Source organism: Bacillus sp. AFS029637 (assembly GCF_002584985.1).
GTDB lineage: Bacteria > Bacillota > Bacilli > Bacillales > Bacillaceae_G > Bacillus_A.
Window position 1 is genome coordinate 1 of sequence record NZ_NUPZ01000034.1, and the last position, 15,442, is coordinate 15,442.

Genomic DNA, 15,442 nt, shown 5'->3' on the forward strand with positions numbered 1-15,442 from the left:
CGGTCGGGACCGCCATTTTATATAAAGAAAAGAACGAAACATGTTGTTTCGTATTTTTTTATTTGTTTTAACAAAAAACTAATAAAGACAGTCAAACTATCCTTAGGACAACTCCTAAGGACTTTTTTATATATTCAAAACCTGTATAATAAAGAGCAGAGAACATTGTGAATAAAGTAGGTGAAGTCTGTGAGTAAATATGAAGTAACAACAAAATCTTCTGAGGAAACACAAAGATTATCAGAAAGATTAGGTGAACTTGTAAAGGCACAAGATGTAATTATTTTAGAAGGAGATCTTGGAGCTGGTAAGACGACTTTTACAAAAGGGTTAGCAAAAGGTCTTGGAGTAAAAAGAGTCGTAAATAGCCCTACCTTTAATATCATTAAAGAGTATAAAGGAAGATTACCGTTATATCATATGGACGTGTATCGTTTAGCGGAAAGTGAAGAGGACTTAGGCTTTGATGAGTATTTCTATGGTGAAGGAATCACAGTAGTAGAATGGGCTCATTTAATAGAAGCATATTTACCAAATGAAAAGTTGCAAATTAGTTTATTCCATGCTGGAGATGACACGAGAAAAATTGTACTCGAGCCAATTGGAGATCGATATATTAGATTATGTGAGGAGCTATTACAAGATGAAAGTACTAGCAATTGATACTTCAAATTACGTGATGGGTGTATCCCTTATTGAGGAAGGAAACGTAATTGGGGAAATCATTACAAATTTAACAAAAAACCATTCTGTACGTCTTATGCCAGCTGTAGAACAACTGTTAAAAGAATGTGGTGTAAAACCGAAAGAATTAACTAAAATTGTTGTAGCTGCTGGACCTGGGTCGTATACAGGTGTTCGCATAGGTGTGACAGCTGCAAAAACATTAGCTTGGTCACTTCAAATACCAATCGTAGGTGTTTCAAGTTTAGAAGTGGTGGCTGCAAACGGAGCTAATTTTGATGGATTAATCTGTCCTTTATTCGATGGAAGACGTGGACAAATTTATACGGGTTTATATACATATGAAGGAGAGAATTTAACTTCTATAGAAGAAGACCGAATTATCCTTATTGTAGACTGGTTGCAAATGTTAAAAGATACAGGAAAGCGTGTTTTATTTATTGGTAACGATGTTAAACTGCACAAAGAAACAATTATAGAACATTTAGGCGAACAAGCTGTATTTGCTCCTTTCACTAAAAATAATCCAAGACCAAGTGAGTTAGCGTTCTTAGGGTTACAAAAAGAAGAACAAGATGTACATTCATTTGTTCCTAGTTATCTTCGTTTAGCTGAAGCTGAAACAAAGTGGTTAGAAAGTCAAAACAAGTAGGAGTCTGCAGAGGATGGATATGATACTTAGAAAGATGGAACTCGATGATATCGCTCAAATTGTAGCTATTGAAGAAGCATCTTTTTCAACTCCTTGGACTGCAGATGCCTTTCACCGTGAGTTAACGATGAATGAACATGCACATTATGTTGTGTTAGAAAAAGATGGTCGTGTAATTGGCTATTGTGGATTGTGGATAATTATTGATGAATCACATATAACAAACATAGCTATTTTGCCAGAATACAGAGGTCAAAAGCTAGGAGATGCTTTATTGAAAGAAGTTATTTCTGAAGCGAAAGATCTAGGGGTAAAAACGATGACACTTGAAGTACGTGTATCAAATGAAGTAGCAAAACAGTTATACAGAAAATACGGATTTCAAAATGGTGGAATTCGTAAACGATACTATGCAGACAATCAGGAAGATGGTCTCGTAATGTGGGTGAATATATAATGGAAAAAAATACGATTATACTTGGTATTGAAACAAGTTGTGATGAAACAGCAGTAGCGGTTGTTAAAAATGGAACGGAAATTATTGCGAATGTCGTTGCATCACAAATTGAAAGTCATAAACGTTTTGGCGGAGTTGTACCAGAGATTGCATCCCGTCATCATGTAGAAGAAATTACAGTTGTGTTAGAAGAAGCTTTAAAAGAAGCGAATATCACATTTGAGGATATTGATGCAATTGCTGTAACAGAAGGGCCTGGTTTAGTTGGAGCACTTCTAATTGGAGTAAATGCAGCGAAGGCAGTGGCCTTTGCGCATGATATTCCTCTAGTTGGTGTTCATCATATTGCTGGCCATATTTATGCGAATCGTTTAGTAAAAGAAGTTCAATTCCCTCTACTATCACTTGTTGTATCTGGTGGGCATACAGAGCTTGTTTATATGAAAGAGCATGGTTCATTTGAAGTAATTGGTGAAACACGAGATGATGCAGCGGGAGAAGCATATGATAAAGTAGCTCGTACGTTATCTATGCCTTATCCAGGGGGGCCTCATATTGATCGTCTTGCGCATGAAGGAGAGCCAACAATTGATTTACCGCGTGCATGGCTAGAACCTGATTCATATGATTTCAGCTTTAGTGGATTGAAATCAGCAGTTATCAACACTGTGCATAACGCAAAACAACGCGGCATAGAAATTGCCCCAGAAGATTTAGCAGCAAGTTTTCAAGAGAGTGTAATTGACGTACTAGTAACGAAAGCGTCTCGTGCAGCGGATGCGTATAATGTAAAGCAAGTACTTCTTGCTGGTGGAGTGGCCGCAAATAAAGGGCTTCGTGCACGTTTAGAAGCAGAATTTGCACAAAAAGAAAATGTAGAGCTAATTATTCCTCCTCTATCTTTATGTACAGATAATGCAGCAATGATTGCAGCGGCAGGTACAATTGCATATGAACAAGGAAAACGTGCGACATTAGCTTTAAATGCAAATCCAGGATTAGATATTGAAGCTTAGTTATGCACAAAATTAACCACAGCTTGTGGATAAAAGCCATATTATCTGTTGATAATGTGGCTTTTACTGTGTATATAAAATGTTAATAACTTTTTTGTTAGTTGTGGATAATGTGGAAAAGTTATTTCTGTGTTTATTATACTAAAGGTGGATATGTGTATAACATTGTGGATAAACTGAATGAAGTCTGACCTTTGAATATATCCTTTTTCGGGAAATAAAATAATGGTGAATATCCGAAAAGATATTTCGAGATAATCTTCTTTTAATCCGCGAATTGGTACCAATGTCAAACTTTGTCGGTAAATAGATATTTGGTGTCGAATCGTTGATGTATTTCAAGTTACGATAGATATATTCAAAAAAATGTTCATGTACGATGACGTTGATTCCCTTTAGAAAACAAAAAGGATGTCGCATAGTCAAAATCTCGACTTATGAGACATCCTTCTTATTTAAATGCTCTTATAAATGCAGTTCTTCCCATTCTGCCATACAAGCTTCAAGTTGTTCTTGTAGTGTTTGTTTTTTAGTTGTAATTTCACTAGCCTTTTCATAATCAGCATATATTTCTGGTAAGCAAAGCTGATCTTCTAACGTAGCGATTTCTTCTTCAAATTCTACGATACTTTGTTCCAGTTCTTCAATTTTTCTAGTGCGTTGACGCTCTAGTTTTTTACGTTCTTTTTCTTCTAGATAATTTAACTTTTCTTGTGCAACCACCTTTTGAACAGGCACGTCATTTTCTTGCTGTTCAAGCTCTGCACGTTCAATCATTTCATTTTTCTTTTCAACGTAGTAATCATAATCCCCTAAATACTCTTGTGCACCTTCTGTTGATAACTCAACAACAGTTGTCGTTACGCGATTAATGAAGTAGCGGTCATGTGAGACGAATAGAAGAGTCCCTGGATAATCAATTAAAGCATTCTCTAAAATCTCTTTACTATTTAAATCAAGATGGTTCGTCGGTTCATCGAGAATTAACAAATTAGATTTTTGCATCATAAGTTTTGCAAGAGCTAATCGAGCTTTTTGTCCACCACTAAGAGAAGATACTGGCTTCAGTACATCATCCCCTGTGAATAAAAAGTTACCTAGTATCGTGCGAATTTCTTTTTCAGGTTGCAGTGGATATTCATCCCATAGTTCATTTAACACGCGCTTAGAAGATGTTAAATTGGCTTGTTCTTGATCGTAATAACCAACAGATACGTTGGATCCGAAAGAAACATTACCATTTAATAATGGTAACTTATTCACAATGGACTTTAACAATGTGGATTTTCCAATTCCGTTTGGTCCAACTAAAGCAACACTATCCCCGCGCGTTAAGCGCATAGTTACATGTTCAATAATCGGGTCTGCATCATAGCCGATAGTTGCATCTTTTACTTGTAAAACATCATTCCCACTTTGTTTTTCAATATCGAAGTGGAAGGATGCTGACTTAGAATCACCTAATGGTCTTGTTAATAATTCCATTCGGTCCAATTGTTTACGGCGGCTTTGTGCACGTTTCGTCGTAGAGGCACGAGCTATATTCTTTTGTACGAAATCTTCAAGTTTAGCGATTTCATCTTGTTGTTTTTCATAACGCTTCATTTCTTGCTCGTATAAAGCTGATTTTAAGTCTAAATATTTACTGTAGTTACCAACAAATCGTCTGCTTTCTTTATTCGAAATTTCATATACTTGCGTAACGAGTTTGTCTAAGAAATAACGGTCATGAGAAACGATTAGTATTGCGCCAGGATAGCCTTGTAAATATTGTTCAAGCCATGTTAATGTTTCGATGTCTAAATGGTTTGTAGGCTCGTCTAAAATAAGTAAGTCTGGTTTCGTTAATAATAATTTCCCGAGAGCTAATCGTGTTTTTTGTCCGCCGCTTAAAGTGGAGATTGTCGTCTGGTGCGTTTCAACTGGGAAGCCAAGACCGCTTAAAATCGCGCGAATGTCTGCTTCATACTGATAGCCACCTTGATCTTTATAGTCTAATTGTAATTGATCATAATCAGCTAGTAATTTTTCATATGTGGCTGCGTTTGAAAAGTTTTCTTCTTTTCCCATCTCTTGCTCAAGCCTTCGAAGTTTTGTTTCCATTTGCTGCAAGTGCGTAAAGACGGTTAACATTTCATCCCAAATTTTTAAAGACGTTTCTAATCCAGTATTTTGAGCTAAATACCCAATTGAGACATCTTTCGGTTTTATAATTTCGCCGCCATCATGAGATAGCTCTCCAGCAATTATTTTTAATAATGTAGATTTCCCGGCCCCGTTTCGTCCGACTAGTGCGATGCGATCTTTCGTTTGCACTTCCAATTTTATGTTGGCAAGAATCGTTTCTGCACCGTATAATTTCGAAAGTCCATTTACTTGTAATAAAATCAATGTTTTCACCTCAAATAATTTCTTAACTTTGCCATGTTTATATTTCTCAATCATACTAAAAATAGTGTATAGTTTAAAATACAGAGAGAATACTTCTTCTTTCTATTATACAAGGAATTTAATGAGTGCTAAACTTCTGTATTTGATTAAAGTATATGAATCAAGATAGGAAGAGAGGAGAGGTTATATGGATCAGCAAAAAATTCCACAAGCCACTGCTAAGCGATTGCCTCTATACTATCGATTTATCCAAAACTTATCTCTTTCTGGTAAGCAACGTGTTTCATCAGCCGAATTGAGTGAAGCGGTAAAGGTTGATTCCGCAACTATTCGAAGAGATTTCTCGTACTTTGGAGCGTTAGGGAAAAAAGGATATGGATATAACGTAAATTATTTATTATCATTTTTCCGGGAAACACTCGACCAAGATGATATAACACGTGTAGCACTTATTGGAGTAGGTAATTTAGGAACAGCTTTCTTACATTATAATTTCACGAAAAACAATAATACAAAGATTGAAATGGCATTTGATGTTAGTGAAGAGAAAGTTGGAACAGAAATCGGGGGCATTCCTGTATATCATTTAGATGAATTAGAAGAACGTTTATCGACTGATATACAAGTGGCAATATTAACAGTACCCGCTACAGTAGCGCAATCTGTAGCCGATAGATTGGCAGAAACAAACGTGCACGGTATTTTAAACTTTACACCAGCGCGCTTAAATGTGTCAGAGAATATAAGAATTCATCATATTGATTTAGCTGTAGAGTTACAAACACTCGTTTACTTTTTGAAAAATTATCCACAATAAAACGCAGAGGAAGCGACCTCTGCGTTTTATTATTGTTTCTTCTGTGTGAATTTAACTAATATAAGGCGAAGTGCCAAATTAAAATCAATTGTTGCCATAACTGCAAATAGTATTGTCCACATATTCCAGATTGTATCTGTTACGTTCGTAATGGCGAAACGTGTAAAGATACATCCGAGAAGGAAATACAATGCAGCCATGAACAATGGTGAGTTTCTCATACTAAAAATCCTCCGATAAAGCCTTGCATTTTTTCAGCTTCTTTAATCATCTCTTGAATTTGCTCATTGCTTACTGCAATTTGAGCCATTGCAACGAGTGTATTCATCGCAACATGAGCTGCAATTGGAACGATAATACGTTTCGTTTTTACATATAAAAAGGCGAATACGAGCCCCATAGCAGTGTATACCAATAAGTGAGTGAAATCAAAATGAATCGCCGCAAATACAAGAGAACTAATGATAGCGGCAATAAAGAAGTTAAACTTCTTGTAAAGTGTACCAAATAAAATTTTTCTAAATACGATTTCTTCTAGGATAGGTCCGATTATAGATACAACAATAAGGAACCAAGGTGTTGTTCTTGCGATGTCCATAAGTCTTGCTGTATTTTCAGATCCAGGTTTAATACCTAGTAAATACATTTCAATCATACCAGCAATACTTTGTGAGAAAAATGCTAAGAAGAACCCGATAAAAATCCATCCAACTGTAGCTGGAACAGAAGAGCGCATTGCATCTAAATGCCTGTCACGAATATCTGTTCTAAGTAACCAAAGTACGATGCATAATGCAATAAAGAAGCTAATGATAGCCCAATGTCCAGTTATGATTTGCCCTTTTTCTTCAGTGGTTAATCCTCTATTATCATAGAGACCTGTTTTTAAGAGTAATGGCAATCCAACAATTCCGGATAACTGCATTAAAATATATGTAACGATAACCCACCAATATTGTTTCTTCAAATGGTTTAACCATCCTTTCTAACTCTAGTTTATGAGATAAGGCAGGATAACATGTAATATGCTACCTACGATATAAACTTTCATTCGAATTATGATTTTTTTGTAAATCTGTATTGGAAATTAAAATAGAAGACAGGAAAAAGCTGTGTATGTAGCGAAAACAACTTAGGGTGTCCTTCATATTGTAACATACGAGCAGTGGAAACAACGATTCATATAGTAAAGCTAGTAGAAGAAGAATTTTATATAGAAAAGTATATAGTGATTTGCGAAAAAATTATGATTTTTTTACTTGCAAAAGAAATTGAGATTATTTATTATTATAAGTGTGTTAGCACTCGGGTGACTTGAGTGCTAATAAATAAAATTTACATAACAAAATGAGGAGGTTATTGTTCATGCTAAAGCCATTAGGTGATCGCGTTGTAATTGAGCTTGTTCAAGCAGAAGAAAAAACAGCAAGTGGTATTGTATTACCAGACACTGCAAAAGAAAAACCACAAGAGGGTAAAGTTGTTGCAGCAGGTACTGGTCGAGTGCTTGAAAATGGTGAGCGTGTTGCTTTAGAGGTAGCAGCAGGTGATCTTATCATCTTCTCAAAATATGCAGGTACTGAAGTGAAATACGAAGGTAAAGAGTACTTGATTTTACGTGAAAGTGACATTTTAGCGGTTATCGGTTAATTATATAAATCTTAAAAATTCAAGGGGGTCAATTATTATGGCAAAAGATATTAAATTTGGTGAAGAAGCACGTCGTTCGATGCTTCGCGGTGTCGACACTCTTGCAAATGCAGTAAAAGTAACGCTTGGACCAAAAGGTCGTAACGTTGTACTTGAGAAAAAATTCGGTTCACCACTTATTACTAATGATGGTGTAACGATCGCAAAAGAAATCGAATTAGAAGATGCATTCGAAAACATGGGTGCAAAATTAGTAGCAGAAGTTGCTAGCAAAACAAATGATGTAGCTGGTGACGGAACAACAACTGCAACTGTATTAGCACAAGCTATGATTCGTGAAGGTCTTAAAAACGTAACAGCTGGCGCTAACCCAATGGGTCTTCGTAAAGGTATCGAAAAAGCTGTTGCTGCTGCAATTGAAGAATTAAAAACGATTTCTAAACCAATCGAAGGCAAATCTTCAATCGCACAAGTAGCTGCTATTTCTGCTGCTGACGAAGAAGTAGGTCAATTAATCGCTGAAGCAATGGAGCGCGTTGGTAACGACGGCGTTATTACTTTAGAAGAATCTAAAGGTTTCACAACAGAATTAGACGTAGTAGAAGGTATGCAATTTGATCGTGGATATGCATCTCCTTACATGATTACTGATTCTGACAAAATGGAAGCGGTTCTTGATAACCCATACATTTTAATTACTGACAAAAAGATTTCTAACATCCAAGAAATCTTACCAGTATTAGAGCAAGTGGTACAACAAGGTAAACCACTTCTTATCATTGCTGAAGATGTAGAAGGCGAAGCTTTAGCTACATTAGTAGTGAACAAACTTCGTGGTACATTCAATGTAGTAGCTGTTAAAGCTCCTGGATTTGGTGACCGTCGTAAAGCGATGCTAGAAGATATCGCAATCTTAACTGGTGGCGAAGTAATCACTGAAGAATTAGGCCGTGACTTAAAATCTGCTACAGTTGAATCTTTAGGACGCGCTGGTAAAATCGTTGTAACGAAAGAAAACACAACTGTAGTTGAAGGTATTGGAAATACACAACAAATCGAAGCTCGCATTGGTCAAATCCGTGCGCAATTAGAAGAAACAACTTCTGAATTCGATCGTGAAAAATTACAAGAGCGTCTTGCAAAACTTGCAGGTGGCGTAGCAGTAATTAAAGTAGGTGCAGCAACTGAAACTGAGTTAAAAGAGCGCAAACTTCGCATTGAAGATGCACTTAACTCAACTCGTGCAGCAGTAGAAGAAGGTATCGTTGCAGGTGGTGGTACTTCACTTATGAACGTATACACGAAAGTAGCTTCTATCGTAGCTGAAGGCGACGAAGCAACAGGTATCAACATCGTACTTCGTGCACTAGAAGAGCCAGTTCGTCAAATCGCAATCAACGCTGGTCTAGAAGGATCTGTAGTTGTAGAGCGTCTAAAAGGCGAAAAAGTAGGCGTTGGTTTCAACGCAGCTACTGGTGAGTGGGTTAACATGCTTGAAACTGGTATCGTAGATCCAGCTAAAGTAACTCGCTCTGCACTTCAAAACGCAGCATCTGTTGCAGCTATGTTCTTAACAACTGAAGCTGTAGTAGCTGACAAGCCAGAACCAGCTGGTGCTGCTGGAATGCCTGACATGGGCGGCATGGGCATGGGCGGTATGGGCGGAATGATGTAATTCCGTTTGCTCGAAAAACATTCACTTCTATATAGAAGTGGATGTTTTTTTGTGTTTTTTAGAAAAGGAAATGAATTTCTGTAGAATTTTGTCGCTTTCTCTCTTGACCATATCGATACTTCATTGTTAGAATCTAGGAAGATAATATAAAACGATCCTTCATATATCCTCAATGATATGGTTTGAGAGTCTCTACCGGGTTACCGTAAACAACCTGACTATGAAGGCAGTGTGTCTTATATTTATAAAGAGCGGAGACTATCTTTCTTTATAAAGCCAGACCCCTGCCTTTTCTTTGTTATGAGACTAGAGGCGGAGGACTGGCTTTTTTTATTATATTGGTAATGCTTTTCGCCTAATTGGTGAAAATATTTATATACGAGAACTAACGTTGGGGTGATTATTTTGAAAAAGCAGCATGATACAATTATCGTTTTGGATTTTGGGAGTCAATACAATCAGTTAATAGCACGTCGAATTCGTGAGTTCGGTGTATACAGTGAACTTCATCCACATACAATTACTGCAGAAGAAATTAAAGCAATGAATCCAAAAGGGATTATTTTCTCTGGTGGACCAAATAGTGTATACGGTGAAGGTGCATTACATTGTGATGAAAAAATCTTTGACCTAGGATTACCGATTTTCGGTATTTGTTACGGTATGCAGCTTATGACACAACAATTCGGTGGTAAAGTAGAACGTGCAAACCACCGTGAGTACGGAAAAGCTGTTCTTAAAGTAGAGAACGAATCAAAATTATATGCGAACCTTCCAGAAGAGCAAGTTGTATGGATGAGTCATGGTGACCTAGTAACTGGTTTACCTGAAGGATTCGTAGTAGACGCAACAAGTGAGTCTTGCCCAATTGCTGGTATGAGCAATGAAGCGAAAAACTTATACGGTGTACAATTCCACCCAGAAGTACGTCACTCTGAGCACGGTAACGATTTAATTAAAAACTTTGTATTCGGCGTATGTGGTTGTTCTGAAGGATGGAACATGGAGAACTTTATCGAAGTAGAATTAGAGAAAATCCGTGAAACTGTTGGAGACAAAAAAGTACTATGCGCACTTAGTGGCGGTGTAGACTCTTCTGTTGTAGCAGTATTAATTCATAAAGCAATCGGCGACCAATTAACATGTATTTTCGTGGATCATGGCTTACTTCGTAAAGGTGAAGCAGAAGGCGTTATGAAAACATTCAGCGAAGGCTTCCACATGAACGTAATTAAGGTGGATGCGAAAGAACGCTTTATGAACAAGTTAAAAGGTGTAGAAGATCCAGAACAAAAACGTAAAATCATCGGTAACGAATTCATTTACGTATTTGATGATGAAGCGTCTAAATTACAAGGAATGGATTTCTTAGCGCAAGGTACACTTTACACAGATATCGTTGAGAGTGGTACAGCGACTGCACAAACAATTAAATCTCACCATAACGTTGGTGGACTTCCGGAAGACATGCAGTTCAAATTAATTGAGCCTTTAAACACGTTATTTAAAGATGAAGTACGTGTATTAGGATCTGAACTAGGAATTCCTGATGAAATCGTATGGCGTCAACCATTCCCAGGCCCTGGTCTTGGTATTCGTGTATTAGGTGAAATCACAGAAGAGAAATTAGAAATCGTTCGTGAATCTGATGCGATTTTACGTGAAGAAATTATTAAAGCAGGATTAGACCGCGAAATCTGGCAATACTTCACTGCGCTTCCTGGTATGCGTAGCGTAGGTGTTATGGGTGACGAGCGTACTTACGATTACACAGTAGGTATCCGTGCAGTAACATCTATCGACGGTATGACAGCTGACTGGGCACGTATCCCTTGGGACGTATTAGAGAAAATCTCTGTACGTATCGTAAATGAAGTAAAACACGTTAACCGTATCGTGTATGATGTAACGAGTAAGCCACCAGCAACTATTGAGTGGGAATAGTATTATAAAAAAGATCCATCTATTGCTTATGCATAGATGGATCTTTTTTGATTTTAACTTTAATACGAACGAAAATATAAAAAAATATAAAAATGTTCGTTTTTAAATTGACAAAAATACTTTCAAGAGTTAATATGAGTATGTAATTCAAACGAAAAGTGAATATTATAGCCGTCGTATAATATCGGGAATATGGCCCGAAAGTTTCTACCTAGCTACCGTAAATGGCTTGACTACGAGGCGTTTGTATAAAGATGAGGGGAAACTTGTCTTTGTTTATAGAACGCTTCCATGTATATATGCAATGGGAGCCTTTTTTATTGTTATAGATAAAAGAGGGCTAGGGTGAAATACGGCGAGTAATCATATAACGGGGGAAACGTAAGATGAAACGCTATTTTCAGTTTGATGAACTCGGTACAAATTATAAAACAGAGTTCATAGCGGGGTTAACGACATTTTTATCTATGGCTTACGTACTATTTGTCAATCCTGCTACGCTGTCGCTTGGCAATGTTAAGGGATTACCGGCAGGTACGGGAATGGATCCAGGTGCAGTATTCGTTGCTACAGCATTAGCGGCAGCAATCGGTTCGTTAATTATGGGGATTTTCGCAAAGTATCCAATTGCTTTAGCGCCAGGTATGGGGATTAACGCGTTCTTTGCTTATACAGCAGTGTTAACGATGGGTATTCCGTGGCAAACAGCAATTGCCGGAACATTAATGTCAGGTATTATCTTTATTATTCTTACTGCTTCAGGTATTCGTGAAAAAATCATTAATGCAATTCCATCAGAGTTAAAGTTTGCAGTAGCGGCAGGTATCGGATTATTCATTGCTTTCCTTGGATTCCAAAATGCCGGAATTATCGTGAAAAATGATGCTGTTCTTGTTGGGTTGGGGGACTTAACAAAGGGCACAACGTTACTAGCGATCTTCGGAGTTGTTATTACAATTATCTTCATGATTAAGAAAATCAATGGTGCGGTATTTTACGGTATGATTCTTACAGCAATCTTAGGAGTAACAACAGGATTAATTGATACTCCGAAAGCTGTAGTGGGAGCAATACCGAGCCTAGAACCGACGTTCGGGGTGGCGTTAACTCACTTCGGAGATATTTTCACTGTTGAAATGGGTATTGTTATTATAACGTTCTTCTTTATAGATTTCTTTGATACAGCAGGTACGCTTGTGGCGGTTGCGAATCAAGCAGGATTAATGAAGAACAATAAATTACCACGTGCAGGGAAAGCGTTATTTGCAGATGCGATTGCAACTGTAATCGGTGCGATCTTAGGTACATCAACGACAACGTCTTACATTGAGTCGTCTGCAGGGGTAGCAGCGGGAGGACGTTCTGGATTTACAGCAGTTGTAACAGCAGGATTCTTCTTACTGGCACTATTCTTCTCGCCATTACTAAGTGTTGTGACACCAGCAGTAACGGCACCAGCTTTAATTATTGTAGGGATCTTGATGGTTTCATCTTTAGGAGAAATTGATTGGAAGAAATTCGAGATTGCAGTACCGGCATTCTTTACTATCATTTCAATGCCGCTTACGTACAGTATCGCAACGGGAATTGCAATCGGATTTATCTTCTATCCAATTACAATGGTTGTGAGTGGTCGTCGTAAAGAGATTCATCCAATTATGTATGTTCTGGGAGTTTTATTCGTACTATATTTCATCTACGTTCGTAAATAAAAGGGGTTTTTGAAAGGTCTAGACTTAAGGGGAGTCTAGACCTTTTTTGCGTCTTCAGAAAATCTTAAGGATTTCCGAACGTTTTTCTTCAGAAGTTTTCCTATAATAGAAGTTAGGGATAAAAAATGATGGGGGAGATATTGTGGCGCACGAAACAATACTTGTTGTAGATGATGAAAAAGAAATTCGAAATTTAATTACAATCTATTTAAAGAATGAAGGATATAAAGTACTGCAAGCAGGAGACGGAGAAGAAGGATTACGTCTATTAGAAAAAAATGAAGTGCACTTAGTCGTATTAGATATTATGATGCCGAAAGTAGATGGTATTCATATGTGTATGAAAGTAAGAGAATCGAAAGAAATGCCAATTATTATGCTTTCTGCGAAAACGCAAGATATGGATAAGATTTTAGGATTAACAACAGGTGCGGATGATTACGTAACGAAACCATTTAATCCGTTAGAGTTAATCGCAAGAATTAAATCTCAGTTACGTCGTTATATGAAAATGAATGGTTTCGCTATTCAAAATGAGGACGAGTTAGAAATTGGAGAGATGAAAATAAACATTTCGACCCATAAAGTTATTGTGGATGGAGAAGAAGTGAAATTGACTCCGAGGGAATTTTCGATTTTAGAATTACTAGCTCGTAATCCGGGGATGGTCTTTAGCGCAGAACAAATTTATGAAAAGGTTTGGAATGAAAGATCGTTCCAGTCGGATAATACGGTAATGGTTCATATTCGGAAAGTGCGTGAAAAGATTGAGGAGAATCCAAGGAAACCAATATATATAAAAACAGTATGGGGAGTGGGGTATAAGATTGAAAAAGATATTTAATCCATTTACTTATATTAGGAAAATCCGAGAATTAATTGGAAAGATAGTGAAGAGTGTGAAACGGAGTATACGAATTCAACTTATTACTGCGTTTACTGCTTGTGCGTTATTAGGGCTTTTGTCTGCAAAGGCAGCAGCGCCGTTTTTTGAGAATGCGAATCGGGAGGCGACGATCGATTATCGGGCTGGTATGGAACAAATTAACCAACAAGCTCAAAGTATGGCGAATAGTTCAGTTCATGAAAATAAATTAGAAGCTATATCAAGTATGATTGAAATAGAGAATCAAAATTTAGAACAAGACTCTAGAGCTTTAAAAGTATTGGTTACCGACGAGAGCGGTAAAGTTTTATATAAAACGAAGCAGGCGCAAGAAGAACAAATTGATTTGCATAATACAATTCGTAATGCATCATCGTTTGCGATTAATTATATGAATGGTAGAAAAGAATTTGAAAGTACGAGAAAAGAATTTGTTGCTTTTGCACCAATTACAATTGAAGGAAAGAATTTATACATGTTTGTTAGTGGGATTCCAGAAGGTGAAGTAATATATGATACGCAAGAAGGGCCGTTTCCATTTTTCATAGGAGTACTTGTATTCATTTTCTCTTTCTTCTATATAACAAAGAGAAAGATGAAGCAAATTGAAGCGATGGCGCGAGGGGTAAAAGAAATAGAAAAGGGTAACTTAACTTACCGTATTGAGACAAAAGGTGAAGATGAGATTGCGGCTTTAACTGAGAATATTAATAATATGGCAGAAGAGCTTATGAATAATATAGAAAAGGAACGTAAATTAGAAAAGCAAAAGAATGAGCTTATTACGAATGTATCTCATGATTTGCGTACGCCACTTACTTCTATTATGGGGTACTTACGATTACTTCGAGATTCTAAATATGAGAATATGGAACAACATGATGAGTATACGAGAATCGCTTTTGCGAAGTCGGAGCAGTTAAAGAATTTAATAGAAGATTTATTTGAGTATACGAAATTAACAAATGAACAAGTTATGCTAGAAAAACAAGATGTGTGTATAAATGAATTACTGGAGCAATTAATAGAAGAGTTAGTACCGCAGGCGGAAGAACATGGACTTACATTTGTTAAGAAATTTCCTGAGGAACGTGCCTATGCATCAATTGATTCGGAAAAGATGGTTCGTGTATTTGATAATTTACTAATGAATGCGATTAAGTATAGTAAAGATGATGGAGAGATAAAAGTTTCTCTTCAGAGGCAACGCAGGGATATGCAAATTGTTATAGCAAATCATAGTGAAGAGTTTACGAGAGAAGAGTTAGCTAATCTGTTTGAACGTTTTTATAAGAAGGATCAATCTCGAAGTAGGGTAACGGAAGGTTCGGGACTAGGTTTAGCGATTGCGAAAAGTATTGTTGAATTACAAGGTGGTAGTATTAGAGCAGAATATGAGGATGGTATTATTCAATTTATCGTCTCGTTACCTATTATAGAAAAATAATAAATGAATGGAATGGTATATGATAAAAAGGCTTATTTTAAAAGAAATAAGCTTTTTTATATTTTTTTAGAAAACATGTTGACGATTAGAGTTTAGAGGTGTAATATAGAA

Annotated in this window: 14 protein-coding genes and 2 riboswitches; of the genes, 11 read left to right on the top strand and 3 right to left on the bottom strand. The window is 36.8% G+C overall.

Annotation, left to right across the window (positions count from 1 at the left end):
- Positions 1-189: 189 nt before the first annotated feature.
- Genes tsaE through tsaD form a run of 4 tightly spaced genes read left to right on the top strand, consistent with a single transcriptional unit; the run spans position 190 to position 2,809 of the window.
- Positions 190-663: a tRNA (adenosine(37)-N6)-threonylcarbamoyltransferase complex ATPase subunit type 1 TsaE gene (tsaE, locus tag COE49_RS18270; RefSeq protein WP_071710566.1), complete on the top strand. Its 474-nt coding sequence runs from the start codon at positions 190-192 to the stop codon at positions 661-663.
- Positions 644-1,336, top strand: coding sequence for a tRNA (adenosine(37)-N6)-threonylcarbamoyltransferase complex dimerization subunit type 1 TsaB (gene tsaB / locus COE49_RS18275; protein ID WP_088233310.1), 693 nt, complete (start codon positions 644-646; stop codon positions 1,334-1,336). Before tsaE ends, tsaB begins: the two co-directional genes overlap by 20 nt.
- 13 nt (positions 1,337-1,349) lie before the next feature.
- Positions 1,350-1,793 (top strand): ribosomal protein S18-alanine N-acetyltransferase, encoded by a 444-nt coding sequence (rimI, locus tag COE49_RS18280; protein WP_140417544.1) that lies wholly within the window; start codon positions 1,350-1,352, stop codon positions 1,791-1,793.
- The gene (tsaD, locus tag COE49_RS18285; RefSeq protein ID WP_088233311.1) at positions 1,793-2,809 is read left to right on the top strand and encodes a tRNA (adenosine(37)-N6)-threonylcarbamoyltransferase complex transferase subunit TsaD; all 1,017 of its coding nucleotides are present in this window, start codon (positions 1,793-1,795) and stop codon (positions 2,807-2,809) included. Before rimI ends, tsaD begins: the two co-directional genes overlap by 1 nt.
- A gap of 465 nt (positions 2,810-3,274) precedes the next feature.
- Here the strand turns inward: tsaD and COE49_RS18290 are convergent, their stop codons facing one another.
- Positions 3,275-5,200 carry an ABC-F family ATP-binding cassette domain-containing protein gene (locus tag COE49_RS18290; protein WP_212590132.1) on the bottom strand — a complete coding sequence of 642 codons (1,926 nt, stop codon included), beginning with the start codon at positions 5,198-5,200 and terminating at the stop codon, positions 3,275-3,277.
- A gap of 187 nt (positions 5,201-5,387) precedes the next feature.
- On the opposite strand from COE49_RS18290, the gene COE49_RS18295 reads away from it, so the two are divergent.
- Positions 5,388-6,017, top strand: coding sequence for a redox-sensing transcriptional repressor Rex (locus COE49_RS18295; RefSeq protein ID WP_000372704.1), 630 nt, complete (start codon positions 5,388-5,390; stop codon positions 6,015-6,017).
- A 29-nt stretch (positions 6,018-6,046) separates the two neighbouring features.
- On the opposite strand, the gene COE49_RS18300 is transcribed toward COE49_RS18295, so the two are convergent.
- Both COE49_RS18300 and COE49_RS18305 read right to left on the bottom strand, forming a co-directional pair.
- Positions 6,047-6,238 (bottom strand): YdiK family protein, encoded by a 192-nt coding sequence (locus COE49_RS18300; protein WP_088233313.1) that lies wholly within the window; start codon positions 6,236-6,238, stop codon positions 6,047-6,049.
- The gene (locus COE49_RS18305; RefSeq protein ID WP_088233314.1) at positions 6,235-6,984 is read right to left on the bottom strand and encodes a CPBP family intramembrane glutamic endopeptidase; all 750 of its coding nucleotides are present in this window, start codon (positions 6,982-6,984) and stop codon (positions 6,235-6,237) included. The genes COE49_RS18300 and COE49_RS18305 overlap by 4 nt, the downstream gene beginning before the upstream one ends.
- 398 nt (positions 6,985-7,382) lie before the next feature.
- Here COE49_RS18305 and groES point away from each other — a divergent pair, with 398 nt between their 5' ends.
- The 6 genes from groES to COE49_RS18335 all read left to right on the top strand — a co-directional run bounded on the left by groES (position 7,383) and on the right by COE49_RS18335 (position 15,331).
- Positions 7,383-7,667: a co-chaperone GroES gene (gene groES, locus COE49_RS18310; RefSeq protein ID WP_000917307.1), complete on the top strand. Its 285-nt coding sequence runs from the start codon at positions 7,383-7,385 to the stop codon at positions 7,665-7,667.
- Between the two features lie 37 nt (positions 7,668-7,704).
- Complete coding sequence (gene groL, locus COE49_RS18315; RefSeq protein ID WP_088233315.1) at positions 7,705-9,342, top strand: chaperonin GroEL; 1,638 nt, start codon at positions 7,705-7,707, stop codon at positions 9,340-9,342.
- 139 nt (positions 9,343-9,481) lie between these two features.
- Positions 9,482-9,583: riboswitch (purine riboswitch) on the top strand.
- A gap of 164 nt (positions 9,584-9,747) precedes the next feature.
- Positions 9,748-11,286, top strand: a complete 1,539-nt coding sequence (gene guaA, locus COE49_RS18320; RefSeq protein ID WP_140417545.1) for a glutamine-hydrolyzing GMP synthase — start codon at positions 9,748-9,750, stop codon at positions 11,284-11,286.
- Between the two features lie 154 nt (positions 11,287-11,440).
- Positions 11,441-11,542, top strand: a riboswitch (purine riboswitch).
- 130 nt (positions 11,543-11,672) lie between these two features.
- Positions 11,673-12,998: an NCS2 family permease gene (locus COE49_RS18325; RefSeq protein WP_088233317.1), complete on the top strand. Its 1,326-nt coding sequence runs from the start codon at positions 11,673-11,675 to the stop codon at positions 12,996-12,998.
- 142 nt (positions 12,999-13,140) lie between these two features.
- On the top strand, positions 13,141-13,842 hold the full coding sequence (locus tag COE49_RS18330) for a response regulator transcription factor (protein WP_088233318.1): 702 nt from the start codon (positions 13,141-13,143) through the stop codon (positions 13,840-13,842).
- Positions 13,826-15,331: a sensor histidine kinase gene (locus COE49_RS18335; protein ID WP_088233319.1), complete on the top strand. Its 1,506-nt coding sequence runs from the start codon at positions 13,826-13,828 to the stop codon at positions 15,329-15,331. Before COE49_RS18330 ends, COE49_RS18335 begins: the two co-directional genes overlap by 17 nt.
- Positions 15,332-15,442: the final 111 nt, after the last annotated feature.